Source organism: Microbacterium sp. MPKO10 (assembly GCF_026107415.2).
Classification (GTDB): domain Bacteria; phylum Actinomycetota; class Actinomycetes; order Actinomycetales; family Microbacteriaceae; genus Paramicrobacterium.
In genome coordinates, this window is sequence record NZ_JAPCHX010000005.1 from 1 (window position 1) to 25275 (window position 25275).

Here is a 25275-nt window from a genome sequence, read left to right on the forward strand (position 1 = left end):
GTTGTCGTTTCTAGATGTCCAGCTTCGGAAGTTGGTGAGCCGATGAGCACGCCTGACGAACAGCGCACGCACCAGCCCGACATCCGTGTGATCGCAGCTGGGCGGCGGCACTCCGTCGGCGTTCGCCACGACGGCAGGGTGCTCGCCGCCGGGAGGCTTGACGCACCGGAATGCGCTGTGAGCGATTGGAGCAACCTCGTCGCTGTGGCGGCCGGCAACGTTCACGTCGCACGGAACACTGGGCGCTCACACACTGTCGGGCTGCGCGCCGATGGAACAGTTGTGGCGACCGGATGGAACGGCGACGGGCAGTGCGACGTAACCGATTGGAACACCGTGGTGACCATCGCTGCCGGGTGGCGTCGCAGCCTCGGGGTGCTGGCAGACGGGACCGTGAACGCCGTCGGGCGGCGCAGCGAAGGAGCAGGCGAGATCGGCCAGTGGCGCGACATCATCGCCGTGGCTGCCGGGGACTGGCACTCCGTCGGCCTTCATGACGACGGAACCGTGGTGGCGACGGGGAACAACCGTCGCGGTCAATGCGATGTCGCGCACTGGCGACACGTCCGAGGCATCGCCGCAGGCTACCTGCACACCGCCGCCGTTACTCACGACGGAGAGGTGCTCACCGCTGGCGACGCCCGTGGCGGGCTCGCCGAAGCATCCCAATGGCAGGACATCCTCGCTATTGCCGCTGGTAGCCGACACACCCTCGGCGTCGACGCGCGCGGCCGAGTCTGGGCTGCGGGAGATAACAGCCAAGGACAATGCGACGTTTCGTCCTGGTACGAGGTAGTCGCTGTTGCCGCCGGAGCTGAACACAGCCTTGGCCTACGAGCAGATGGAACGGTTCTGTCGACGGGCAGCAACAACGATGGCCAGTGTTCGGTTGAGGAATGGCAACTCGAGACCAGCGGTGTCGCCTGATGCACCCGAACGCAGCACTTACGCCACGTCTTCGCCTCAAAGTCGCTCGCTTGGTCGTAGACGACGGCTGGGCGATCAGCGAGGTCGCTGCTCGCTTCCAGGTTTCCTTGCCCACAGTGAAGCGGTGGGTAGACCGCTACGCCAATGGCGAGTCGATGCACAATCGGTCTTCGCGGCTCAAGACCTCACCGAACAGGACGATTAAGGCGACGACGAAGCGGTGCGTGAGCCTGCGCCTACGACTTCGCGAAGGACCGGTTCGGCTCGCGAGCAGGCCCGGCTGCACCAGTACAACCAGCATTGTCTGCACACGGCCTTCGGTAATCAGCCGCCCTTCTCGCAATTGATCAACGTCCCCGGTCAGTACACCTAGATAACGGTGAATCAGGCAATGATCATCACACCGGACAAGGGTGAGCGCATCAGGTCTTGTATCCCGGGTGCACGTTCGGTGTGAGACCAAGATCAGCCGCGATCTTGCCGAGCAGGCGCCCCAGCTCGTGGTGTTCATCAGGAGTCAGTGCTGCGGTAACCTCGGCTTCGTGGGCGGAGCCGATCTCTCGCATCTCACGCATGACCCCTCGGCCCTCATTGGTCAGCCGGAGCACATAGGTGCGGCGATCACGAGCGCTGCGCTCTCGTGCCACGAGCCCCTTCTTCTCCAGGGCGTCGATGAGGACGACGACGCGGCTCGGAACGACGCCGAGCTTCCCAGCGAGCCCCTGTTGACTCAGGGTCTTCTCAGTGGCAATCAGTCTGAGGATGCCGACATCGCTCGGCTGCAGGGCCAGAGGCTCGAGACGCTGCGCGAACCGCGCTCCCGCGAGGGTACCGACCTGGGCAAGGAGGAACGCGGCACGAGGGAAGGGGTCGTGGCGCTCTGGCTGTTTCGAGTCGTCAATCACGAACCTTATGGTAGCGCAAGTGAATCATTCTCTGCTATGAATGATTCATGGCAATTACTTCAAATCTCGCCGAGCAGGTGGCTCTCGTCACTGGCGCGTCCGGCTCCATCGGCGCCGAAGTGAGTCGGAAACTAGCTCACCTTGGGGCTGCCGTAGCCGTCCATGGAAGGACCCAGAGTGTCCTCAACAAGCTCTCTGCGGAGATCCACCGCAATGGAGGCAACAGCGAGGTGTACGTCGGTGATGCTCGCGACCCGGAGCACATGATCACCGTGGCCACCGATGTCACGCGAGCGCTCGGACCTATCAACGTTCTGGTCGCTCTGGCCGGTGGGGAGGGTGCCCCGAGCCCCACCGATTCTTTCGATCCCGAGCGCTGGTTGGACGTCATCGACACCGACCTCAACTCCGTGTTCTACGCACTCCGCGCCGTCCTGCCGAGCATGATCGAACATGGCGGCGGCCGGATCGTCACCATCGCCTCCAGTGCCGGACGGCGACCGTCCAAGGCAAACGCGGCCTACGCCGCGGCGAAAGCCGGCGTCGTCATGCTCACCGAGCACATCGCCAAGGAATACGCCCACGCCCACATCCGCGCCAACTGCGTCGCCCCTTCCATTGCCGAAACTACCAAGCTCCGCGACCGGCTGAGCGCCCAGACCCGAGACGCGATCGCCACCAGCATCCCGCTAGGCCGGATCGGGCAACCCTCCGACATCGCAGAGGCGATCGCCTTTCTAGCCACCGACCGATCCTCATGGATCACCGGCACCACCGTCGACATCACTGGAGGAATGACACTATGACCACCATCAGCGCCGCACGGCATCTCCCGGCCGGTCCGCCGCTTCCACCCATCGCGATCGCGACCGTCGCGCTCTTCATGGCCTCACTGATCCTGCCGATCATCCTCACCTCCGGTGATACGTTCCCCTCGCCCTACTCTGACGAGGCTCCGATCATCGGGTATTTCCGGGACCACCCTGGCCCGGTGCTCCTCACAGCGCTCCTGCAGTTCGCCGCGTCGCTACCTCTGGGCATCTTCGCCGCAACCGCTTCAGTCCGGCTCAACCACCTCGGTGTCCGAGCACCCGGACCGACCATCGGCCTCGTCGGCGGCATCCTCGCCTCAGCGTCGATGGCTCTGTCCGGGTTGCTGACTTGGACTCTCACCCGGCCCGAGATCCTCGACCACGCCGAACTGATCCGGCTCATACACGATCTTGCATTCATTACAGGTGGACCCGGATTCGCCGTGCCCACCGGTCTGCTCCTTGCCGGCATCGCCGTCCCAGGACTACTTGCCCGGCTCCTGCCGCGCTGGCTCGCCTGGCCAGGACTCGCCATCGCAGCACTCGGCATCATTGCCACTCTCACCGTTGCGATCCCCGCTCTGGCGATCCTTCTACCCATCGTCCGCTTCCCCGCCCTGGCCTGGATCGTTATCACTGCGTTCCTGCTGCCCAGACAGCGCTCCTCCATCCGAAAGGAAAACCGATGACGAATCAGATACTCGAGAAACTCGTCCGCTCCCAACGCCTCGAGAATTCCCTACCGTTCGCACGGAATCTCGACATACAGACTCTGGCCGGCGTCTTCGGCGCCGAGGAAACCGAGTACCGCTCCGTCATCGAGGACCTCGACCGTCGGCGCGTCGAGGCTGCAGCTCGGATCGCTGACGCACCAGCAACTCAGGCATACCTCCAGGCTTTGCCCTTCGAAGAGAACGCTCACCTGATCGCGATCGGCGAAAGTACCACCGCTGATCGGCTCTCCTGGTTCGAGACCCTACGCACCCTCCTCAACACGCACCGCCCCGATCTTCGCCTGCGCATGACTAACCTCGCTATCTCCGGTGCCACCACGACCCAGACCCTCGCGATACTGCCGGCAATCCGACGCCTGGCACCCAACCTGGTGTTCTGCATGCTCGGCACCAACGACTCACAACGACTCGCTGCCCCCGACGGGCCGCTCCTCGTCAGTCCCGAGGAAACCAAGCGCAACCTCACGGAACTGCGTACACGAGCAGTCCCGAACGGCGACGCCAGATGGGTGTGGCTGACGCCAACTCCGGTCGATGAAGAGCGCATCGCCCGGTTCCCATTCTTCGCTGGCTCCGGCATCAGCTGGAACAACGACGACCTGAACGAACTCACCCGCACACTGCCCACAGTCGACGATTTGGTCATCGACAGCTCGATGGTCGTGGATACGGCCGATCCAGACGCTCTCGCCGACGACGGGCTGCATCCCAGCGCCACGGCACACGAGGCCCTTGCGGCGACGGTCCTGGAAGCACTAGCTGGGGGGAAGCAATGAAACTCCTCATGCTCGGAGCTACGGGCGGCACCGGAGCAGCATTGCTAGATCAAGCCGTTGCTGCCGGATATGACGTTACGGTGATCGCTCGCACACCAGCGAACGTTCACGCCTCGGACGATGCCGTGACTCTCGTCCAAGGCGACGTCCTCGAACCCGGCCCCTGGCAGGACATCGCAGCCGAACACGACACTCTGCTGTCCTGCCTCGGAAGCACGGACAGGCGCCACCCCACCACGGTCTATTCCCGAGGAACCGTCAACGCTCTCACCGCAATGGGCACCAAACCCGAACGCAGACTAGTGTGCCTGTCATCAGCCGGCCTCGACGCCCCGGCAGACATGCCGTTGCCGCAGAAGCTCGTCACCCGCCTGATCATTCAGAGGCTCTACCGGCATGGTTACGCCGACATGAGACGCATGGAAGCTGCGTTGCGTGATGAAGAGGCCCGTTGGACGATCGTACGACCGCCCATGCTGACCAATGCGCCCGGCACGGGCCGATATCGAACGGCGATCGACGGTTCCCTGCCGAACATGAGGTCCGTCCCTCGAGCCGACCTCGCCCACTACATGCTCACTGCCATCGACAACCCGTCCACATGGAGGGCGATTGTCGAGATTACTGGAGAGGGTGAAGCGAACTAGCGTGGAGGTCAAGGGAGCGTGACTATGAAATGATAATCGCGGTGACTAGAGGCGCCGAAATAGTCGGCAGACATGCTCTTGATGCTTCCCGAAAGGCTGACCACTATACGGTCATCCTGAGCCGTTAACGAGGGTCCGACGGCGCCATCACCTGAGGCCTGGATAACGCCCTCAACGGCGCCAGTGCTGTCATTGACCTGACCAACGTATCGCCACTCACAGCGAAGACGGCCATCTCCTTCCTCATGCAATCAAGCTCGAATTTCGTCGCCGCCACACAACGTAGAGGACCCGCACCACTCGTGACCCTCTCGATCGTCGGCCGACCGACATTCGATGATTGGTGTGGATACGGCTTTCGCATGAGGACTCAGCGCGATTCGTCCGCAAGGCCTTCGAACGCGATGAGTCTCTGACTTGTATGTTCGTCCACCGTGACATGAGCTTCGAGCGCCGAGCCGCTTGTCGCCGGAATCCAGATGCGCTTGTCCCGGCCGTCGTGAACCTGTTGGGCGTCCCAAGCTCGGCGGAACTCGGAGCTTCGTTCAAAAAGGTCTTCCACGAACCTGCGACCTCGGGCGTCACCGGCAAGCTGCCGTCGCGCGATGGCCACGCGAAGCTCACCCGCCTGAGCCTCTGAGTATGCGGCTCGGTGTCCCTCGGGAAACTCGGCACGCACCTCCTCGTGGCAGAACCAGTGCTCGTAAACATTCGCGCGCTGTAGCCCATGCTCCACGACCCATGGGAAAATGGCATCGGCAGCATCGTTTTGCGCAAGTACAGCACCGAGGTCGCTCATGACCTGCGCGGGCGTGTCCTCTAGGCGCTCCAAGAAGAACAAGAGCGCAGAGGAAGCATCTTCGCTTCCGGTCGGTTCAGGTGCGGCGCGTCCGGTGAGCCGGTGCAGGTGGGCGCGCTCCGTCTCGTTGAGTTCGAGCGTCTGGGCGAGAGAATCGACGACGCCGGCGGAGGGCATGGATGCTGCTCTGCCCTGTTCGAGGCGGGTGTAGTAGTCGACAGAGATGTTGCTCGCCACCGCGACATCTTCTCTGCGAAGACCCGGCGTCCTGATTTGGGTTCTCACGGTTCCGGGGAGACGCTCACGATACGCGCGCAAGAAGGTACCTAGCTGGTCAGCTCGGCCCGATCCCCCTGTTCTCATGAAACCAGCCTATCCGCGTTGCCCTCTCCCACTGCAGTCGTCGGCGCGAGAGCTGGATCGGGCCTGCAGAGGACGCAGCGTCCCGGAGTTTTGTATGAAGGATCTCGACAATTGCGAATGGGCCGGGCTCACGGTCTTTTCTCGTCCGCGGCTCTACCCTCACGAGATCAGTTCGGGTTGCTGAGCGACAGCTCTGACCGGGTGTATGCATTTGCGGGGGCCGCGATATAAGCTTCCAATCTTAAGAGTTGCTCAAGCTGCATTGTCGCAAAGACCGCACCGATCCGCACGCAAATCCGGTCTAGTTCGTGCTCCAATCCCGTGGGAAGCGCACCTGTGTGCTCGATGAGCGCGCGAGTAAGAGTCCGATTAGCGTGAGCGAAAGATTGACCCACATTACCCCGCGCCAGCCTCTGAGGTCAGTCACGGCACCAATGAGCTGCGTCCCCGCGATCAGTCCGCCTGAGCCAGCAGCCCAGATCGAAAGCACACGGCGCTTCTCGACACTTCCCGGATGCATCTGAGGCAGAAGCTCCAAGACCGAAGGGAGGAGCGCGTCAACGCTGAGGCCTTGCCTCACGCGACTAGCTAAGAGCACAGCTAGTAGATGGCGTAATGATTTTGAATGCGGAACTTGCGCCTACCAGCCTACGATGAAATAGCGACGCGGCCCCGATAAGCAGATAGCTTCCATACGCGACAGCGTGAGTTGTGGCCCCTTTGCGTATCGGCGAGCGTGGAGCCGAAGGCAGTTTGGACCCAGAGGAAGGTAGATGATCGTGAAGTTGAGCGTCGCGATCGCTGATGACAGCGTAAGGACAACGATCGGCGGCACCCGACGATCGCTCACCTCGGGTCAGACCGCCCCGATGTGAACCTCGTGACGAGGCGCGCAAACTCCTGGGGCCTCTCGAACGTCATCACGTGCCCGCTGTCGAGCGTTTCCAAGCAGCTGCCGTCGATGGCATCTGCCAGCCGCTCGACAGCATGACGAGGAATAGTGGCGTCGTGCGAACCGACGATGGCGAGCGTCGGTGAAGAGACGACGGCCGCGTACGAAGAGACATCGATTCGGGCACCGAGAGCGATCTGGCGCATCAAGTCCGGATTCGGCGCGAGGTTCGGGACCAGCACCTCAACCTCCTTGGGAGAGAGCGAGGCGAGGTGAGACGGGCTGAAACCGGTCAGCGTCGAGAATCTACCGAATGTGTCCGGGTCGGACGCTGTCTGTTGCCACACATCGTAAAGCAGCGACAAATAGGGATCGTCAGCGGTCCGCAACCAGCCGGCAGCAGCGACCAGGGCGCTGACGCGTTCTGGCGTACGCGCCGCGGTCGCCACAGCCACGGGCCCACCCAACGAGAATCCGACCACAGTGAACTCGGCGAGACCCGCCGCGTCCGCCACGCTTACCACTTGGTCCGACAGCAGCTCGACTGTCAACGCGACGCCACTATCGTCAACCGTCGGTGAACCCGACAAATCTGGCACCACCACCCGAAAGGACTCGGCGAACACGTCGAGCAAATGACCGAAAACCATGCCACCACCCGGCCCGGTACCGTGTACCAGGATCAAACCCGGACCAGCCCCAGCTATTTCGTAAGGGATCCGGACGCCGTCAATTTCTGCAAAATCAGTCATCTGGTCTATTGCCTCCTCATAAGTGTCTTCCGACAGATTGCGGGAGTGAACGAGTTCTACCCAGGGCAGAACGAGCCACGGACAGGTTGGACCTGGTTACGTCACGACAAGAAGCGCGGTGAGTGGTTCAGCGCAATAGTCAATCGCACTTATGCCAACGAACGTGGCGCTCGCTCCCGTGATCGCAGCTGCGCAGACGCGAACTTCACAGTCGTACGACGGTTACTCGGACACGCGTCAGCAAACATGACCCTCGACGTCTGCGCCGAACCGTTCGACGAGGTCCTCGACGCCGTCGGGCAGGCCCTCGATCAAGCATGCGCCAATTCACTTATGTGCACCTCGCTAGCGCAAGGCCAACCCGGGCAAAAGTGAAACCCCCACGATTCCGGTAACGAGAAGGGATCGCGGGGGCTTTCGATTTGGCGGTGACGGTGGGATTTGAACCCACATCGTGCGCGAGGCCAGCATTGGGCAGAGCCCGGAATTCCGCGTAATCACGCCGACCTGGGCACATCTGCTCACACCTGGAAACAGCCCCTCGCAGGTATTCCGTTACCGCTGCGTTACCGCTGGAGCTGCTCAGTCCGAGCGGCGTCGAGCGCGTCGGCCACCGTGTCGAGGTCGTCGTCGAACAGGTCGGTGTAGGTGTCGAGGGTCATCGCAGCGGAGGCATGCCCGAGCATCCGTTGCACTGCCTTGACGTTGGCCCCGGCGCTGATCGCAAGCGACGCCGCGGTGTGGCGGAGGTCGTGGGGCGTGACCTTCGGCATGACGGGCGGCTCGGGCTGCTTCTTGGCCTTCGCCTCGGCGACTGCCTTCGCGTCCTCAGCCCTCACTCGCTTGACCGCGCCAGTGAACCATCCCGACTGAGCGTTGCCGGGCCGGAGATAGCCGCCCTCGTCCGCGGGCCAGAGGATCGCGTCGCCGCTCTTGCCCTTGGTCGCGCTCTTGATGGCGTCATCGAGGAAGGCCGGGTAGGGCACCGCGCGCCGCTCGTGCGTCTTCGGCGTGCCGACCTGGAACCGCCCATTGACGATGACGGCGTTCTCCTCGACCTGGACGCGGCGGCGCTTGACGTCCACGTGCTTCACTCGCAATCCCGCGGCCTCGCCCCATCGCAGACCCGTATAGGAGAGGAACCGGATGAAGTCGGGGTATCGAGAAGCCAGCGCCAGGCGCTCGACCTGCCGGTGCGTCAGGTAGGCCCTCGGCTTCGAGGTCTTCCGTGGGGTTTTCACGTCGCGAGCCGGATTCGCCGAGATGCGCCGGTCGCGCACCGCGCCGTCAAGAATGGACGCGAGCACGCCATGTACGCGCTTGACCGTAGTGGGAGACTTCGAATCGCTCAGCTCAGCGACCCAGGCGCTGATCTCGGTGTGCCGGATCGACCCTACCCGGCGCTCTCCCCACTTCGGCTCGACGTGAATGCGCCATGCGCTCTCGTCCGAGTGGTAGGTCGAGGGCTTAACCGCCGTCTTGTGCGCAGCGAGCCAGTCAGCCCCGAGCGCGCCGATGGTCGCCTGGGCATCGCTCGGCGCGATGTAGGACCCCTGGAGCTTTGAGACCTCGACGCTGGCGATGTAAGCCTCGGCGTCGCGTTTGCGTGCGAACCCTCCCTTGCGAGCCGTCTTGCCGTCGGGCTTGCGGTAACGGGCCTCCCAGCGCTTCCCGCTCTTGGTGTCGTAGCTGTACGCGCTGCCCATGATGCTCCGCTTCCGCTCGTATACGAGTCGAATCTGTGGGTCGATTCAACCGTGTGCAAATGTGAGTTTACCGTGGTACGCTGGTCACAGACAACTGGACGCCCCGAAGACAATGACAAGGGGAAGTGGTGGAACCTCCACCGCGACGAGGATGATGTGAGCCGCTGGTCGGCGGCTCGTGGCGTCACGTGCTGAGATGCACAAGGCGACGGTCTCCCCGCAGAGATGGACGGCTCATGCCGTCTGGACTGCGAGGAGGTATCGCACATGTCCGCCAAGACCACCGCCCCCGTCAGCTCGTCGCTGCTCGACTCGCTCATCACCGCCGACACCCTCGCTGAGCGCCTCGGCACCAAGCGTCGCACCGTCGATGAATGGCGGATCACGGGTAAGGGCCCGAAGTTCATTCGTGTCGGTCGTTCGGTTCGCTACCGCCCCGAGGCCGTCGAGGCCTGGCTGCTGAGCCAGGAGCGCCGCAGCACCTCCGAGGAGGTGCGCTGATGGATGCTCTTCACGATCCCCCGACTTCCCTCCCCCTGACCCCAAGCGGGCGAAGCCCGCGCGGAGCCTTCGACGTGTGCACCTGTGCGCATTGCGGCGTGTCGCACCCGGTTCAGAGTTCCTCCACTTCTGCCACCAAATGGCGCGCAGCATGTATTCCAACGCGCGGGGGGCTCAAGCTTGCCGATAGCCCCCCGCGCTACAACATGCCTGGTCAGCAGTGGTTTCAGAGCCGTTCCGCGAGGCGTTCTGACGCCCGTCTCAGCGGCCTCAGCAGGGCTTCCGACGCGCGCCATTACGCGCGCCATTTGATGCGCCGCCCTCGTAATGGCGCGCACTCCGAGCGGTGGTCGCGATGAACGCCGCAACGAAGAAGACGAGCGGCCCCAGTGGTCGGAAGCCTCCCGCCTACGTGACGTTCACGCAGCAGCTGAAGCCGGAGTTCTGGCCGGGCTGGGACGTGGCACTGATTCTCCTCGGCGACGTGCGAGCGATCGGCGAGGAGGCCTTGCGCCGGTACGAGGCTGCTGGCGGTGACTGCCAAGGGCTCTGGATCGTCAAGCACGGCAAGGACGTCCTGGCGGACGGGTGCCCGAAGGACGATCACGTGCACGGGGTGCTCCAGCAGAGCGCCGGGCGCAAGGTCGAGGGCAAGCTGCAGTGCGCCGCGATGGATCAGGTCTTCGGCTGGGACAAGAGCGTCGTGAAGGGCCCGCCTCGTGGCGGCCGGATCGAGAACGCGCAGGCGTACCTGATCCACGCGAAGGACCCGGACAAGTACCAGTACGGCGTCGAGGAGGTCGTCACGCTTCGCGGGAAGGCATACGCCGAGATCGAGGCCGAGCACCGCGACGCCTGGGCTCGCCGTGCCGTGATTGGTCGCAAGGCTGCGATCCCGATGAAGGAGTGGGCCGAGCTGGGCGACGCGCTCGTGCAGAAGGTGCTTGACGGCGAGGTCGACGAACTGGACCTCCTGCGGGACAAGACGCTCATGGACGTGTACACGCGGAACGAGACGAAGGTCAATCTGGCGTTCAAGGTCCGCGCGAAGCGGGACATGATGCTGGAGGTTGAGAAGCTCCGGGCCGGGGTCTTTCAGAAGACGGTCATCTGGGCGATGGGCGCGAGCGATCAGGGTAAGAGCTACCTGGTCGAGTCGGTTGCTGCCGAGCTGTCGGCTCGTCTCGGGTGGGCGGTGTTCCGCGCCACTGCGAAGAACGGGCCGGACGCATACAACGGCGAGCCGATCTTCATGATGAACGAGCCCAGCTCGCGGGTCATGGAGTGGTCTGACTTCCTCCAGCTGCTCGACCCTCGGCAGGGTGGGCCGATCTCGGCCCGCTACTACAACAAGCCGGATGCGGCCCCGCGGCTGATCCTCATCGCCGTGGCCGTCGATCCGGTCGAGTTCGGCTTCTTCATCCCAGGGAAGCGCTCGACGGATGACTCCCTCGATCAGCTCGTGCGCCGGATCACTCTCATGATCGAGGCGCGGAAGATCGACGGCGAGCCGCACTACTCGATCAGCAATGTCGGGGAGGTCGCGCCCTATCAGCGCTGCATCCGCGTTCCTGGTCGCGACGGCACCGTGTCGCGGCCCGAATGGATGATGCTCGGCTACGACAAGACCGAGACCGAGGTCGAGCTGACGCACGCCGAGGCACTCGACACGGTGCTCGATGTCGTCGCGGTGCGGTCGCCGGACGCCGGGCTCGTGACCTCGGCGCAGCGTCATCTCGACGACAGCACCGCGGCCCTGGCCGCGCGCGGCATCGTCTTCAACGAGCCGCCGATGCTGGTCGCAGGAGGTGCGGCATGAGCGTGCCTGATCTGAGCAGGTTGAACCAAGGGGGCGGGGCCCACGGAGCGAGCGTAGCGAGTGGAGTGGGTGCCCCCGTCCCTGACGGCAACGGGAACGAGCGGAGCGAGTTTCCGGGGCCGGAAGGGTTGGTTCGTTACGTTGCTGACCGGGACCATACAGCTGCGAGGCAGACCCCTACGGCGAAGCCGTTGGGGCGGCCGAAGCAGTTCTCCGGGAAGCTCCGCGTGCCGATGACCGACGAGCAGCGCGAGAAGGTCGAGGCGCTGCGGGAGGCCTCCGGCTGCTCTGCTGCCGAGGCCGTGCGACGGCTGATCGACGGTGCGCCGGTGCCTGCGCCGGTCGTCCACGCAGCGGTCGATCCGGACGCCTACCGGGCGCTGCTCGCCGCCCTCGGTGGCATCCGCGCGGAGCTGAATCGAGGTGTCGGGAACCTGTACCGGCTGACCCGCGACGCCTACCAGTCCTGGCAGGTGCCGGAGCCCGATCAGCTCGACGAGCTGCGCGCCGATCTGGCTCGCGGGCTCGACGACCTCGGGGCGCTCGCGGAGCGCGTGCGGGAGGTGTCGCCGTGGTAGCCGCGCCACCGCCTCGCAGCTCGCGGAACGCCTCCGGCGGCATCCGCTACCTCACCACGGGGACGGCGCACGACGGCTCCGACAAGCCGCGCTCGTGGTACTTGGATGGCATCGACTGCGCGCCCGAAACCGCCGCCGCGGAGTGGCGGTCCGTGCGCCAGCGCTTCGGCAAGGACGGCACGCGGTCACGGCTCGACGAGAGCGGCCGAGAGGCTACCGAGGGCGCGTATGTGCAGGCCGTGCACATCGTGCTCTCGTACGACCCGAACGATCCCGAGGCGATCCGCAGGGCGCACGAGCAGTCCCGGGAGGTTGCCGAGCTGATCCGCGACGGCCATCAGGTCGTCATGGCGACGCAGAACGACGGCTTGGGTTCCGATGGGGTCGGCAAGGTGCACACGCACATCTACATCAACGCCGTGCACCCGGAGACCGGGCGCAGCGCGAACGGGCGGCACACAGCGCGAAGAACATCAACACGCTGCGCCGCACGGTCGATGCGGTCTCGCTGGAGCACGGCCGCGACAACGCGGCGCTCATGGCCGAGCGGGACCGCTCGATCCGGCGCACGCCGGAGGAGATCAGGCAGAGGGCCGGCGGCGAGTACGTCTGGAAGGACGACCTCGCCGAGCGTCTGGACCGCTCTCTGAGCGACTCGACCAGCCGCGAGGACTGGAAGGCCCGGGCCGACGCCGAGGGCGTCGAGATCGTCTACCGCGGTCGCACTGGTGTGTCGTACCGATTCACCGACGAGCAGGGCGAGGAGCGCAAGGCCAGGGCTCGCGACCTGGGCTCCCGGTGGACGGCGAAGAGCATCGACGCCGATCTCGCGGCGAACCTCCAACGCGTCCAGGCGCAGCAGCTCCCGGTCGCGGAAGCCGAGGACGAGTGGGATTTCGAGGTCATCGAGCCCACGTACAACACGACGATAGAGAGTCAGGAGACTGAGCATGTCGAGCACGAAGAGCCCCGCCGAGGCCATGCTGGAGCTGAGCGGGAGGGTCGCGACCCTGATCGCCGAGCAGCAGAGCACGAGGCAGGCAGTCAGGGACGCGCTGGAGCGGATCGAGCGGGTATCGACCTCGCGGCCGTCCGAGAGCACGTCGCCGCAGACCGCGAGCGTCGAGAGCAGACTGAGCGAGATCGAGAGCACGCTCAGCGAGTTCGCGCAGAGTCTCGACGGGAAGCGCTTGAACGCCGCGTCGCAGAGCTTGGTCGCGGAGGCGCAGAGGAATCACGCGGCTACGGCCTCGGCGATTGAGGGGCTCAAGGCGCAGGCCGCGGCGAACCAGAAGCTCGTGAGCCAGGTCGGCGGCGCGGTGCAGCGGATCGGGAAGCGCACCGAGGAACGGGTCGAGAAGGCCGTCGAGCAGGTCGCCGGGGAGGCCTCGGCCACGATGACCGCGAACCTCGATGCGTCGAACGAACGGGCCGAGCGGATCATCGCGGCGACGGCGAAGCTGGAAGCGCGTCAGCTCTGGTCGGCGGCCGCGGCGATGTGCCTCGCCCTCCTGCCGGTGGTCGTGGTCGTCGCCGGGCTTTGGATGGGTATCGCTGGGCTCATCGTGGGCGCTCAGTGGGCGCTGGACGTGGACGGGAGCGTGTGGCTCGGCGTCGGGCGCTGGCTCGTGGTCGCCGTGGGCCTCGCCGGGGCGGGCTACGGGCTCTTCGCGTCCGTCCGCTGGGTCGCTGGCCTTGTGGGGACGTGGAGGGTCTCTGGGATGCCGAAGTGGCCGAGCTGGCGCAAGCGGTGACCACGCCTCCCGAGGGCAAGGGCGCGGAGCGCGTGCGGCAGCCCGCACCACTGGACGATTGGTCAGCTGACACTGTATAGTCATCGTATGCTGACTATTGCTTCACGCCTCGACGTCATGAACCGGCTCGGCCGCGCCATGGCCGACCCGACGCGCTCCAAGATCCTCATGACCCTGCTCGACGGCCCGAGCTACCCGGCCGTGCTCTCGCGCGAGCTGGAGCTCACCCGCTCGAACGTGTCCAACCACCTGACCTGCCTGCGCGACTGCGGGATCGTCGTCGCCGAGCCCGAGGGCCGCCAGACGCGCTACGAGATCGCCGACCCGCACCTCGCGGCGGCACTGACGGCCCTGATCGACGTCACGCTCGCGGTGGACGAGGACGCGCCGTGCATCGACCCTGCGTGCTCGGTGCCAGGCTGCTGCGGAACGGAGGTGGAGGCGTGAACGAGGCTCCGACCACCGCGCGCCGCGCGACCCTGCACCGACGCGTCCGCTTCATCGTCGGCTTCACGATCACCTACAACGTCATCGAGGCCATCGTCGCCGTCTGGGCGGGCGTCCTCGCCTCGTCCGCGGCGCTCATCGGCTTCGGGCTCGACTCGGTGGTCGAGGTGCTCTCGGCCGCGGCCATCGCCTGGCAGTTCACGAGGAAGGACCCAGAGCGTTGGGAGAAGGTCACTGTCAAGGCCATCGGCATCGCCTTCTTCGCTCTGGCGGCCTATGTCTCGGTCGATGCGGTGCTGGCCTTGATCGGCCAAGAAGGCCCTGACCGTAGCCCTCTGGGCCTCGGCATCACCGGGCTGAGCCTGGTCGTCATGCCGCTGCTGGCCTGGTTCGAGGTCCGCACCGGGCGAGAGTTGAGCTCCAAGAGCGTGATGGCCGACGCCAAGCAGCTCATCCTGTGCATCTACCTCTCCGGTGCGGTGTTCGTCGGTCTGGTCCTCAATAGCCTGTTCGGCTGGTGGTGGGCGGACTCGGTCGCGGCGCTGGTCGTGGCGGTGCTCGCCGTGCGCGAGGGCCTGGAGGCCTGGCGTGGCGACGTCGAGTCGCCGTTCGAGGTGCTGGAGGACCTCGAAAACGAGGACGACGACTGACGGCTTGCGTGGCTTCTGTTACCGCTGCGTTACTGCTGGACCTGGCGGAAACATGACAAAGGCCCCGAAATCCTTGATTTCTCAGGAATCTCGGGGCCTTCTATCTGGCGGTGACGGTGGGATTTGAACCCACGGTGGAGGGTCACTCCACACGACTTTTCGAGAGTCGCACCTTCGGCCGCTCGGACACGTCACCGCGGACAAGTGTAGATGATTCCCACGCCACAGCGTTAATCGACGCATCTTCGCCATCCTGCACACGACGGCGTGCAGAGGCGGGACGCCAGCTCTACCAGCATCCCGCCTCTCTCCATCGACAAACCGCGCTATGACACAGCCGCGTCTCGCCGTGCATCCAAGGTCTCATCGACACGCCGCACGTCACGTGGATACGTCACATACAACGCCGTAATCACGATGCCGTTCACAATCATCAGAATCACGAGAACCCACAGAAACACCGTCTGGATGCTGAATGCGTCGGCCAGAACGCCCGCCGAGAGCGTGAAGATCGCCCACCCGATCGCTTCAAAGATCGTGATGAAGATGGCAAACGCCTGGCCACGCAGCTCCGGAAGCGTGACAGACATGACGATAGGCCGGTTGACGCCCGGATTGAGCCCCTGCGCCAGCCCCATCAGGCCCCAGAAGACCCCATAGATGCCGATGTTGCCGTAGTCGAACTGTGTGCCGAAGAACGCGATGACCGCAAACAGGATCTGCGCGACCTGCAGAAACGCTACACGTCCGCGCGCCGGAAACACCCGATCGAGCCAACTCGTCGCGAACCCACCACCGAACGTGCCCAGAAAGTACCCGACTCCGAAGGGGAACAGCACGAGCGACGCGACGGCGTTCGAGAAACCGCGCTCGGTGACCAGGAACTGCAGGCCGAACACCACGATCAGCAGGTGGCCGGAAAGCAGCCGAGATACCAGCATGATCGCAAAGCTCGGCACCGTGAAAAGAGCGAGAACCGACCGGATGCTGGGACGCGCTTTGTCCCGCTCAGCGGCACTCATGTCCACGAGCTGCGTCTCAGATGCTCCCACGCCAGGATCCCTGAAGAACACCAAGACGCCGACGGCTGCCAGCATGCAGATGCCGCCGAGCGACCACATCCCCCACCGCCAGCCGTCGGAGAAGTTCGACAGTTGCGCGATCAGTGGCCCGAGCACCGCGGTCAGAAGCGACATTGAGCCGTAGAACATCCCGACGGCCTTGCCCCGGCTGCGATCGTCGAATGAGTCGGAGATGACAGCGTTCGAGATGGGCTGCCCGCCGATGAGCGCTGCAGCCATGAGCGTGTTGAAGATCAGCAGAACGGTGAAGTTCTGCGCGAACCCAGCGGCGATCCCGAAGGCACCGGCGAACACAGTTGTCAGCACGAGTGCGAAGCGGCGCGATGTCTTCGATGCCACCCACACCCACGCGGGCCCGAACGGGACCGAAACAAGGCGGCCGACGGCGGCGAGGATGCCGAGGTGCCCGTTGTCGAGGCCGAGTGCTCGAGCAATAGTGGGAAACAGCGTTGAGGTGAGTCCTGCTTCGGCGTTGTCCACCACGGTGACACCGGTCAGCGTCGCCAGATTTCTCCAGCGGTGCGGAACGCGGGCCGCCAACTGGGAGCGGTCCGCCGTCGTCTGTGCGTCGCTCGGCGCTGGCGTGGGTGAGTGTGACATGGGTTCTCCAGTAATCGACGGTGATTGGGAGCCCGGAGATCGGTGGTATCGACCGGACGGGAAATGACGTATGCGTAGCGGGATGGATGGGGTGAGGATGCTGCCGGGGCGCTGCCCGGCAGCATCCGGGCGTCAGAGCCGGGCGAGATGCTCGGCGATCTGACGAAGGACGGGCGCGGGCAAAGCGGTGGTGGCCGCGAGCTCGTAAAGCGTCGTCGACCCGAGCATGCCGAGCAGCTCGCTCTGGGTGAGCGCGGGGACATACGTGTCGAGGATCGTGCGCGCCCGCTGGTCGGCCAGCAGTTCGGCGACCGGGGTGGCCAGGCTCCGCTCACCGGCGGGGAACGATGCCAGCGGCGGCAGGGGTGCGGCGGCTGCGGCGGCGAGAGCGCTCTGCTCTGCGACGAGGAGGTGTTCCGGCCCAGGCTCGCCGTCGATCGGGACGCCGAGGCGCTCGAACTGACTCGCCGGCGCATCGTTCTCGCGCAAGAGCCGAGCGAGCAGTCGCAGCATCCTCAGCTCTTCGTCCGGGTCGTCGAGCGGATGCTCCTGCGCCGGGTCGTCCTGCAGGTCGAAGAGCAGTGTGCCAAAGATGTATGGATTGAGCTGCGAGCGCCCGGTGAGCCGGAGTGTGCGGATGCCCTTGGTGAAGCTGAAGGGCTCCGCGAGTTCCATATCGGCGAACTCGTTCGGGGCGAATCTGCCGCGCATGTGCGTCGGCATCAGCGTGAACTCCTCAAGCGGTTCGTTCGCGGGGGTGGCACACGCGCGCATGTAGACGAAGCGACCATCCGTGACGTTGACGTGGCCGCCGTGAATCCCGAAGAGCGCGCCCTCGCGAACGTTTGGACGCGGTGTCCGATCTCGATCGGGGTCAGGCTCAGAGGCAGCCGTGCGACCCGCAGCATCCGCATTGCCTGCAGCATCCGTGCTGTTCACAGCATCCGTGGGGTTCGGGATGCTGGTGCCCGACGTGGGGTTTGGGATGCTGGCACGCGACGTGCTGATCGGAGTGCCGAGCATGTCGGGAGTGCGGTCGACCGCGAAGAACTCGAGAAGCGTCGGTGCGATGTCGATCGTCTGCACGAGCGCGTCGTCGCGGGTGCCGGCAGCGCGCGTGCGCGGATCCCAGATGAACGCGGGCAGGTGCACGAGCTCGTTGAACCAGGGCTGCACCGACTTCGCCCACCAGCCGTGTTCGCCGAGCAGGAAGCCGTGATCGGTGTTGACGATCAGCAGGGTGTCGTCCCAGAGATTGTTCTCATCCATCATGTCGAGAACACGCCCGAGGGAGCGGTCGCACATCGACACGAGCGCCTTGTACTCGGCACGTGCGTGCTCCTGCTGCGCCTCAGACTCCGTAACCTTCGCGTACGGCGGCCAGTCAAACTCCGGGCCGTCATACGTGTGCGGATACAGCTTCTTGTATTCGTCGTAGCTGAAGAACGGCTCGTGCGGGTCGAAGCACTCGATCTGCACGAACCACTGGTCGGCGTCGAGATTCGACTCGATGAAGTGCAGGCCCGCGTCGAACGTCTGCGTCTGCGGATGGTGGGCCTCGCGCTGAAGGTAGCCACGGTTGATCGCATCCTGACGCATGATGGCGCCCTTGAACCCGTCAACCGGTGCCGCATCGACGACGCCCTTCCACGGGTCGCCCTCTTGACCACGGAAGAACTCCCACGTGGAATACCGCGGGTGGTAGGTGGCGCCGCCGTCCTCCCAGTAGTGCGGATGGTCGCTGGCGAGATGCGTATGCACACCGGCCTGCTTCAGAAGCTCAGGCATCGAGTCATCGAAGGGTTCGAGCGGGCCCCAGCTGCGGTGCAGAAAGTTGTAGCGCCCGGTGTGGATCTCACGCCGCGCCGGCATGCAGGGCATCGAGCCTGCATAGAAGTTCTCGAGGGCGACGGTGCGCTCGGCGAGCCGGGTGAAGTTGGGAGCGATGATCTCGTCTGAGCCGTACGGCGGCAGCATGTGCCGATTGAGGCTGTCGAACATCACCATGATGGCGCGCATTATCGGTTCGCCTCCTCGAGGCTCGTCCCGCTGACAGCATCCGGCGTAATGATCTTGTCGTCGAGAATGTCGGCGCGCAGGGCATCAAGCGTCTCGATGTAGTCGTCAATCTGGCGCGCTCCCCACTGGTGCAGGCGCTCTCCAAGTGCAGACGCGAACTCCCTGTCGAAGTCGACGGCCGGGTCGACGTTGAGCGTGCGGTCGCGGAATCGGTAGCGGGCGACCTGGTCGCGGCGCGCGGTGATCTCGACGTCGATGAGGTCGATGAGCTGCTCGCGCGTCATGAACCCGGCGAAGCTGAGGCGCGCCGTGAACTCGGGTTCCTGAAACCGCGACGGCGGCACGTAGGGTCCGGTAAGCCAGTCGAGGAAGACGGTCATGCCCTCGGGCGTCGCCCGATAGATCTTCGCGTCTTGCGCCCCGGGGCGCGTGTCGACGGTAAACGCGACCCAACCGCGCTCGGTCATGGTGGACAGGCTGCGGTACACCTGGCTCATCGTGGTGTTCGAGCGCAGAAAGCGCCCGTGCACATCAAGAAACTTCTTGATGTCGTACCCGGTTGCCGGATGCTCCCCGATGAGGCCCAGCAGAAGATGCTCCAGTTTCATCACTGTCTCCCGTCGTCTCCTCTTGTGGCCTCATGGGTTCGAGCCCAGTTATGACACAAGTGGAATGGTTGAACGGAAATATCATGACACAAGTGGAATACATCCGTCAATAACAGGACGCGCATAGCCCTCCGCCACGGCGGTCGGGACGTGAACGGTCCCGCTCACGGCAGGCGGCACAGAACGCTGGCCGACCGCACGATGACAGTGCGATCGGCCAGCGTTTCTTCGTGGACGATTTCGGGCGCGCGATCTCAGACGCGCGCCCTCAGATGTGCAGTATCAGCCCTGCTTGGGACCGACCCAGACCTGCTGGGCGTTCACGAATTCATGGATGCCGTGAGGGCCCAGCTCCCGGCCGTACCCCGAACGCTTGATCCCGCCGCTGGGCAGGCGAGGATCCGTCTTCACGATTCCGTTGACGGAGACCTGTCCCGCATGGATGCGCGCGGCCAGCTCTTCCCCCCGCTCGCGCGTCGACCACACACTCGCGGCGAGCCCGTACTCGGTGTCATTCGCCTTCGCGAGGGCATCCTCAGCATCCGTCGCCGTCATCGTGACCATGATGGGCCCGAATGTCTCTTCGCACCCGGCGACCATGTCGTTGGTGACATCCGCCAGCAGCGTGACCGGGTAGAAGAAGCCGTCTCCCTCCGGCATCTCGCCGCCGAGGAGGCACCGGGCACCCGCAGCCACGGTCTCCGTCACCTGACGGTGCAGGTTCTGCCTGAGGTCATCGCGGGCGATCGGCCCCACATCGGTACTCAGCTCACGCGGATCGCCGACTGTCAGCGCGGCAAGACGTTCACGCAGCTTCTCGACGAACGTGTCGTAGACAGCATCCTCAATGATGATGCGCTTCGCCGCGATGCACGACTGCCCCGCGTTGATAATGCGGGAGAGCGTAATTGTGTCGGCCGCTGCATCGAGGTCGGCGTCGGCGAGGACGATGCTCGGGTCGGATCCGCCAAGCTCCAGGACGGCCGGCTTGATCTCGCTCGCGGCGATGCTTGCGACCGCCGATCCACCCCTGTCCGAGCCGGTGAATGACACGGCGTGAACGCGGCGGTCGCGGATCACGGCGGCGACATCGGGAGTCTCGACGTAAAGACATTGGAAGACCCCGCGCGGGGCTCCAGCCTGCACGAAGACCTCCTCGATCGCCTGCGCACAGCCGGGCACGTGCGGGTCGGGCTTCATGATCGCCGTATTGCCCGCCATGAGCGCCGGGGCGGCAAACCGCAGCGCCAGCCAGAACGGTGCGTTCCAGGGCAGGATGCCGAGGACGGTGCCGAGCGGCAAATGCTGCACGTAGCTCTGCGTGGCATCCGAGGCGATGGTCTGCGGCGCAAGGTAGCTTTCCGCGTTGTCGGCGTAGTGCTCCGCACACCACGCCGCTTTCTCGACCTCCCCGAGAGCTTCCTTCTTGGGCTTGCCCATCTCTTCGGTCATGAGCGGCGCCAGCTCGTCGACGTGCTCGCGCAAGTACGCCGCGACAGCGTGCAGCACCCGTGCCCGCCCGTCATAGCCGAGCGCCTGCCAGTCGGGCTGCGCCTCGGCAGCAGCCGAGAGGATGCCGTCGATCTGCGCGGCATCGTTGGTCGGAACCTCGCGGACAGTGCTGCCCGTCCGTGGATCGATCACTGCAAGCATCTCTTCTCCTCTCAGGCGACGCCGGGTCGGATGGGCGTCGGGGCGGGCTCGTCATCGGCGAGCTGAACAGCCGTCTCATCCGGCTTGACGACAAAGTCCTTGTCGAGCGTGAAGAACGACTGGCATCCACGCTCGGTGACCATGATGGTGTCGGAGATCCCCATCGTCTTGTCGCCGTCGACGCCCCACATCCACGGAATGATGTGGAAGGTCATTCCCTCGCGCAGTACCGTGGGATCGCCCTGGTTGAGGCTCGCGATGTAGCCCTCATCCCAGCTGGGCGGGAACGCGATGCCGATGGAGTATCCCGACCGCGTGACGAGCCGTCCACCAACGGCGTTGTCCGTGATGATGCTGCGCACGATGTTGTCGGCGTCAGACACCGTGAGCCCCGGCCGGATCGCGTCTTCCACCTCGGCGAGCGCGAGCTTCATGCGCTCTTGCGCGCGGAACAGCGACTTCGACAGGTCGCCCAGCACGACGGTGCGCATCATCGCCGTGTGGTAGCGGCGGAAGCATCCGGCCACCTCGAGGAAGACGTGCTCCCCGGGCTGCACGACGCGCCCTTCCCACGTTGCGTGCCCGATCATTGTGCGCGGACCGGAGGTGACGTACGGCATGACGGCGGGAAACTCACCACCCGCGCGGAACATCGCTGAACTGATCTCGGCGGCGATGTCATTTTCGCTCACGCCCGCTGCGACAGCATCCATTCCCGCTTGCATTCCTACCTCGGTGGCGTGCGCGGCCTTACGCATCACCTCGATCTCAACCGCAGACTTCGTGATGCGCCCCTGCTCGACGATGCCGAAGCAGTCGAGCAGCCGCCCCTCGGTGATGGCGGAATGGATGTAGTCCTGGTGATAGGCGGGGAAGTAGTAGCTGTTGCGCTCATACCCCACGTCTTTCGTGTGCAGCCCGAACTCGCGCAGCGCCTGCACGAGACTCTGGATCGCGTCTCCCGTGTCAGGATACGGCCGTGTCAGCTCGACCCAGGTGCGCGCGTGCACGTTGGACTCCTCCATGCTGCGCGTGATCATGAACGGCTCGCCATCCAACGGCACCACCAGCGCCTGGAAGAACGAATACCCGGTCGTCTGATAGTCGGTGAGGTACATCAGATTCTCGGGGTCACTGATGACCACCGCATCGAGAAGTCGTTCCGCCATACGCGCGCGCAACTCACTGAGACGGCGCTCGTATTCGTCAAAGGGGAACGTCATGTCATCGCGCTGCCTCATGTCAGGCTCCTTCTGTTAGTCAGACCACCTCATGTCTGGTTCGTATCGGGTGCATTTCTCGTGTGTTCAGTTGTCGTGTGTGAATCAGGTCAGACGGATGCTCGTACGGCGCTCGCGAGCGTGTCGAGACCTTCTGCCAGATCATCGTCTGGTGTCGTGAGCGGCGGAATGAGCTTCAGCACGCGTCCCCCGCTGCCGCAGGCGCCGATCAGCATGTTGTTCTCGAAGCAATGGGCGACGGCCTTCTTCGCGATCGCGCCGTCTCCGACGTCGAGGCCCTGGATCATGCCGCGTCCGCGGACGTCGAAGTCGCGGTCGGGGAACTCATCGGCGAGGCCCTGGAGGGCAACGCGCATGATGTCGCCCTTGCGTGCCACCTCGTTCATGAGCTCGTCATCGTCGAAGTAGCTGAGCGCCACCGTTCCTGCGACGAACGAGAGACCCTGCCCGCGGAACGTGCCGGTGTGCTCCCCCGGTGCCCAGTGCGCGTCGTGCTCCGGCTTGACGAGGTTCATCGCCAGCGGCGTCCCGTATCCACCGATGCCCTTAGCCAGACACACGATGTCGGGGTCGAGCCCCAGCCCGTCGAAGCCGAAGTAACTGCCAGTTCGACCGCATCCGACCTGGATGTCGTCGATGATGAACAGCGCTCCGACATCGTGCGCGAGCTGCTGCACGGCCTGCAGCCATTCGGCGCTCGCGACGTGGACTCCGCCTTCGGCTTGGATCACCTCGACGATGAAAGCGGCGGGCGGGATGCGTCCGCTCGACGGGTCCTCCAGCTGGGCACGGTAGTCGGCGATCGCCTGGATGCCGCCACCGGGCGCTGTGTCGAACGGTTCGCGCTCCACGTAGTCGAGCGGCACTCCCGCGGCCTGACGGAAGAAGTCGTTAGCCGTGCAGGCGAGCGACCCAAGCGTCATGCCGTGGAACCCGTGCGAGAACGCCACCACATTGCGGCGGCCGGTCACACGTCGTGCGAGCTTGAGCGCTGCCTCGACCGCGTTCGACCCCGTCGGGCCCATGAACTGCATCTTGTGCGTCATGCCGCGCGGCTCGAGGATCGTGCGCCCGAACCTCTCGAGGAAGTCGCGCTTGGTCGTGGTCGCCATGTCGAGGCTGTGGGCGACGCCATCAGCTTCGAGGAACTCGATCATCGCGCGCTTCATGCGCTCGTTGTTATGGCCAAAATTGAGGACGCCAGCGCCCCCGAAGAAGTCAACGTAGCTGCGACCAGCCTCGTCGACCTGCCGCGCGTTCGATGCCGAAGCAAAGACCGTCGGATACGTGCGGCTATAGCCGCGGATCTCAGATTCCCACTTCTCGAATGCCTCCATGACTAAGCTCTACCTCCTTTGAGATGGGGGTGTCAAGGATTCCGATGTCCCCCGTTTGGCCGCACCGTTTGGCGGGTCGATGTCCGGAGGTTCCCACGGGTGGTCACGGGGGCGTCTTTCGCCCGTGATTCCGGGGGAAGACGCGGTGCTTGATAGCATCCTGAACCGGCGTTGTCTGACCCTCCGGGTACGCTCATTTCATGGCGAAAACCGTATCGGCGTACACGTGCACAGAGTGCGGCTGGCAGACCGCGAAATGGGTCGGACGCTGCGGCGAATGCCAACAGTGGGGCACGGTCGTCGAGGCCGGTCAATCGAGCGGCATCCAGAAGCGCGTGACAGCCGCATCCGTTGCGACGGACAGAGTGGCGCGCCCGATCACCGACGTCGCCACCTCATCGATCTCGCACTGGCCGAGCGGCATCGCCGAATTCGACCGCGTGCTGGGCGGAGGGCTCGTGCCGGGTGCCGCGATTCTGGTGTCGGGTGAGCCCGGCGTCGGCAAATCAACGCTGCTGCTCGAGGTCGCCGCCCGTACGGCGCGGGCCAAGTCGCGTGTGCTGTACGTCAGCGCAGAAGAGTCCGTCAGCCAGGTGCGACTGAGGGCCGAGCGCACGGGCGCGCTCGACGAGAATCTGTTCCTCGCGGCCGAGACCGATTTGGCGACCGTGCTGGGGCAGATCGAATCGGTTGACCCCGACCTGCTGATCGTCGATTCGGTGCAGACGGTGGCGAGCAGTTCGGTCGACGGGCTCCCGGGCCAGCCCAGCCAGGTTCGCGAAGTCGCCGCCGCACTCATTCGGGTGGCGAAAGAACGCTCGTTGCCGCTGCTGCTTGTCGGGCACGTCACGAAAGACGGCACGATCGCCGGGCCTCGGCTTCTCGAGCACCTCGTCGACGTCGTCTGCCAGTTCGAGGGTGACCGCCAGACGGCTCTGCGGTTCATTCGCGCGCTCAAGAACAGGTTCGGCCCGACGGACGAAGTGGGCTGCTTCGAGATGACCGGTGCCGGCATCGCCGAGGTGCCCGACCCATCGAAACTCTTCCTCAGCCGTGGAGCCTCCGTCTCTGGCACCTGTGTCACCGTCGCGATGGAGGGCAGGCGCGCTCTTCCCGTCGAAGTCCAGGCTCTCGTCGTGCCGACACCGGCGCCGAACGCGCGGCGTGTCACCAGCGGTGTCGACGGCAGCCGGGTCTCCATGCTTCTGGCCGTGCTCGAAAAGCGGGCGGGGGTGAAGCTCTCCGACTTTGACGTGTATGTGTCGACAGTGGGCGGCGTCCGGCTGACCGAACCGTCGGCAGACCTGGCAATCGCCATCGCGATCGCTTCCGCCCGCAAAGACTGGCCGGTGTCGCACACGCTTGCCGCTTTCGGCGAGATCAGTCTCGCCGGTGAGATCCGCCCGGTCGTCGCGGGCAAGCAGCGTCGCTCTGAGGCGCGCCGTCTCGGCTACACCACGCTCGTCGATTCGGAAGCGGGCGGCATCCAGAATGCTCTCGCCCTCGCAAAGCGCTCGGGCGGATCGCAGCGCGACCACGAGATCGATACGGCGTTCTGAGCAGACACAGTTCACGGCATCGCGAAGCGTTCACACGTGAGTGCCGAGAGCACCTGCCCTCGTGGGCCTGCGGCACTCCCCCATACCCGGCACCACCCTCTCCCGGGGCGGCCC

General features: G+C 64.9%; 23 protein-coding genes, 1 tRNA gene and 1 pseudogene. 14 read left to right on the forward strand and 11 right to left on the reverse strand.

Features of this window, described 5'->3' with window-relative positions; all coding sequences use genetic code 11:
• Positions 1-42 precede the first annotated feature (42 nt).
• Positions 43-927 carry an RCC1 domain-containing protein gene (locus OK352_RS11015; protein ID WP_265141535.1) on the forward strand — a complete coding sequence of 295 codons (885 nt, stop codon included), beginning with the start codon at positions 43-45 and terminating at the stop codon, positions 925-927.
• Positions 927-1202 (forward strand): annotated as a pseudogene (locus OK352_RS11020) (helix-turn-helix domain-containing protein); the annotation flags it as partial. The gene OK352_RS11015 and the pseudogene OK352_RS11020, both read left to right, overlap by 1 nt.
• Positions 1203-1349: 147 nt before the next feature.
• Here OK352_RS11020 and OK352_RS11025 read toward each other — a convergent pair.
• The gene (locus OK352_RS11025; protein WP_265141536.1) at positions 1350-1832 is read right to left on the reverse strand and encodes a MarR family winged helix-turn-helix transcriptional regulator; all 483 of its coding nucleotides are present in this window, start codon (positions 1830-1832) and stop codon (positions 1350-1352) included.
• A 47-nt stretch (positions 1833-1879) separates the two neighbouring features.
• Between OK352_RS11025 and OK352_RS11030 the strand changes: the two genes are divergently transcribed.
• The 4 genes from OK352_RS11030 to OK352_RS11045 are packed head-to-tail and all read left to right on the forward strand — an operon-like array spanning position 1880 to position 4801.
• On the forward strand, positions 1880-2638 hold the full coding sequence (locus OK352_RS11030) for an SDR family NAD(P)-dependent oxidoreductase (protein WP_265141537.1): 759 nt from the start codon (positions 1880-1882) through the stop codon (positions 2636-2638).
• Complete coding sequence (locus OK352_RS11035) at positions 2635-3333, forward strand: hypothetical protein (RefSeq protein WP_265141538.1); 699 nt, start codon at positions 2635-2637, stop codon at positions 3331-3333. Before OK352_RS11030 ends, OK352_RS11035 begins: the two co-directional genes overlap by 4 nt.
• Complete coding sequence (locus OK352_RS11040; protein WP_265141539.1) at positions 3330-4154, forward strand: SGNH/GDSL hydrolase family protein; 825 nt, start codon at positions 3330-3332, stop codon at positions 4152-4154. Before OK352_RS11035 ends, OK352_RS11040 begins: the two co-directional genes overlap by 4 nt.
• Complete coding sequence (locus tag OK352_RS11045) at positions 4151-4801, forward strand: NAD(P)-dependent oxidoreductase (RefSeq protein ID WP_265141540.1); 651 nt, start codon at positions 4151-4153, stop codon at positions 4799-4801. Before OK352_RS11040 ends, OK352_RS11045 begins: the two co-directional genes overlap by 4 nt.
• A 370-nt stretch (positions 4802-5171) precedes the next feature.
• On the opposite strand, the gene OK352_RS11050 is transcribed toward OK352_RS11045, so the two are convergent.
• The 3 genes from OK352_RS11050 to OK352_RS11060 all read right to left on the reverse strand — a co-directional run bounded on the left by OK352_RS11050 (position 5172) and on the right by OK352_RS11060 (position 9313).
• Entirely contained in the window at positions 5172-5963 is a 792-nt protein-coding gene (locus tag OK352_RS11050; RefSeq protein ID WP_265141541.1) for a helix-turn-helix transcriptional regulator, read from the reverse strand.
• An 846-nt stretch (positions 5964-6809) separates the two neighbouring features.
• Complete coding sequence (locus OK352_RS11055; RefSeq protein ID WP_265141542.1) at positions 6810-7607, reverse strand: alpha/beta fold hydrolase; 798 nt, start codon at positions 7605-7607, stop codon at positions 6810-6812.
• A 566-nt stretch (positions 7608-8173) separates the two neighbouring features.
• Entirely contained in the window at positions 8174-9313 is a 1140-nt protein-coding gene (locus OK352_RS11060) for a tyrosine-type recombinase/integrase (protein ID WP_265141543.1), read from the reverse strand.
• A 267-nt stretch (positions 9314-9580) separates the two neighbouring features.
• Here OK352_RS11060 and OK352_RS11065 point away from each other — a divergent pair, with 267 nt between their 5' ends.
• The 7 genes from OK352_RS11065 to OK352_RS11100 all read left to right on the forward strand — a co-directional run bounded on the left by OK352_RS11065 (position 9581) and on the right by OK352_RS11100 (position 15062).
• Positions 9581-9814 carry a helix-turn-helix transcriptional regulator gene (locus OK352_RS11065; RefSeq protein ID WP_265141544.1) on the forward strand — a complete coding sequence of 78 codons (234 nt, stop codon included), beginning with the start codon at positions 9581-9583 and terminating at the stop codon, positions 9812-9814.
• A 355-nt stretch (positions 9815-10169) separates the two neighbouring features.
• The gene (locus OK352_RS11070; protein WP_265141545.1) at positions 10170-11633 is read left to right on the forward strand and encodes a replication protein; all 1464 of its coding nucleotides are present in this window, start codon (positions 10170-10172) and stop codon (positions 11631-11633) included.
• A gap of 233 nt (positions 11634-11866) precedes the next feature.
• Complete coding sequence (locus tag OK352_RS11075; RefSeq protein ID WP_265141546.1) at positions 11867-12211, forward strand: hypothetical protein; 345 nt, start codon at positions 11867-11869, stop codon at positions 12209-12211.
• Positions 12205-12861, forward strand: coding sequence for a relaxase/mobilization nuclease domain-containing protein (locus tag OK352_RS17705; protein WP_372338101.1), 657 nt, complete (start codon positions 12205-12207; stop codon positions 12859-12861). Before OK352_RS11075 ends, OK352_RS17705 begins: the two co-directional genes overlap by 7 nt.
• A 300-nt stretch (positions 12862-13161) precedes the next feature.
• The gene (locus tag OK352_RS11090) at positions 13162-13965 is read left to right on the forward strand and encodes a hypothetical protein (RefSeq protein ID WP_265141549.1); all 804 of its coding nucleotides are present in this window, start codon (positions 13162-13164) and stop codon (positions 13963-13965) included.
• A gap of 87 nt (positions 13966-14052) precedes the next feature.
• A complete protein-coding gene (locus OK352_RS11095; RefSeq protein ID WP_265141550.1) occupies positions 14053-14412 on the forward strand; it encodes a Cd(II)/Pb(II)-sensing metalloregulatory transcriptional regulator CmtR in 360 nt (119 codons plus the stop codon).
• Positions 14409-15062 (forward strand): cation diffusion facilitator family transporter, encoded by a 654-nt coding sequence (locus OK352_RS11100; protein WP_265141551.1) that lies wholly within the window; start codon positions 14409-14411, stop codon positions 15060-15062. Before OK352_RS11095 ends, OK352_RS11100 begins: the two co-directional genes overlap by 4 nt.
• Positions 15063-15167: 105 nt before the next feature.
• On the opposite strand, the gene OK352_RS11105 is transcribed toward OK352_RS11100, so the two are convergent.
• The 7 genes from OK352_RS11105 to OK352_RS11135 all read right to left on the reverse strand — a co-directional run bounded on the left by OK352_RS11105 (position 15168) and on the right by OK352_RS11135 (position 23602).
• A tRNA-Ser gene (locus OK352_RS11105) sits at positions 15168-15258 on the reverse strand.
• A gap of 130 nt (positions 15259-15388) precedes the next feature.
• A complete protein-coding gene (locus OK352_RS11110) occupies positions 15389-16744 on the reverse strand; it encodes an MFS transporter (protein ID WP_265141552.1) in 1356 nt (451 codons plus the stop codon).
• A 132-nt stretch (positions 16745-16876) separates the two neighbouring features.
• The gene (locus OK352_RS11115) at positions 16877-18763 is read right to left on the reverse strand and encodes a sulfatase (RefSeq protein ID WP_265141553.1); all 1887 of its coding nucleotides are present in this window, start codon (positions 18761-18763) and stop codon (positions 16877-16879) included.
• A complete protein-coding gene (locus tag OK352_RS11120) occupies positions 18763-19371 on the reverse strand; it encodes a PadR family transcriptional regulator (RefSeq protein WP_265141554.1) in 609 nt (202 codons plus the stop codon). The genes OK352_RS11115 and OK352_RS11120 overlap by 1 nt, the downstream gene beginning before the upstream one ends.
• 282 nt (positions 19372-19653) lie before the next feature.
• Positions 19654-21024 (reverse strand): NAD-dependent succinate-semialdehyde dehydrogenase, encoded by a 1371-nt coding sequence (locus OK352_RS11125; RefSeq protein WP_265141555.1) that lies wholly within the window; start codon positions 21022-21024, stop codon positions 19654-19656.
• A gap of 11 nt (positions 21025-21035) precedes the next feature.
• Positions 21036-22265 carry an ectoine hydrolase gene (gene doeA / locus OK352_RS11130; RefSeq protein ID WP_265141556.1) on the reverse strand — a complete coding sequence of 410 codons (1230 nt, stop codon included), beginning with the start codon at positions 22263-22265 and terminating at the stop codon, positions 21036-21038.
• Positions 22266-22354: 89 nt separating this feature from the next.
• Positions 22355-23602, reverse strand: coding sequence for an aspartate aminotransferase family protein (locus OK352_RS11135; protein ID WP_265141557.1), 1248 nt, complete (start codon positions 23600-23602; stop codon positions 22355-22357).
• A gap of 200 nt (positions 23603-23802) precedes the next feature.
• Here OK352_RS11135 and radA point away from each other — a divergent pair, with 200 nt between their 5' ends.
• Positions 23803-25161, forward strand: a complete 1359-nt coding sequence (gene radA / locus OK352_RS11140) for a DNA repair protein RadA (protein ID WP_265141558.1) — start codon at positions 23803-23805, stop codon at positions 25159-25161.
• The last annotated feature ends 114 nt before the right edge of the window (positions 25162-25275 follow it).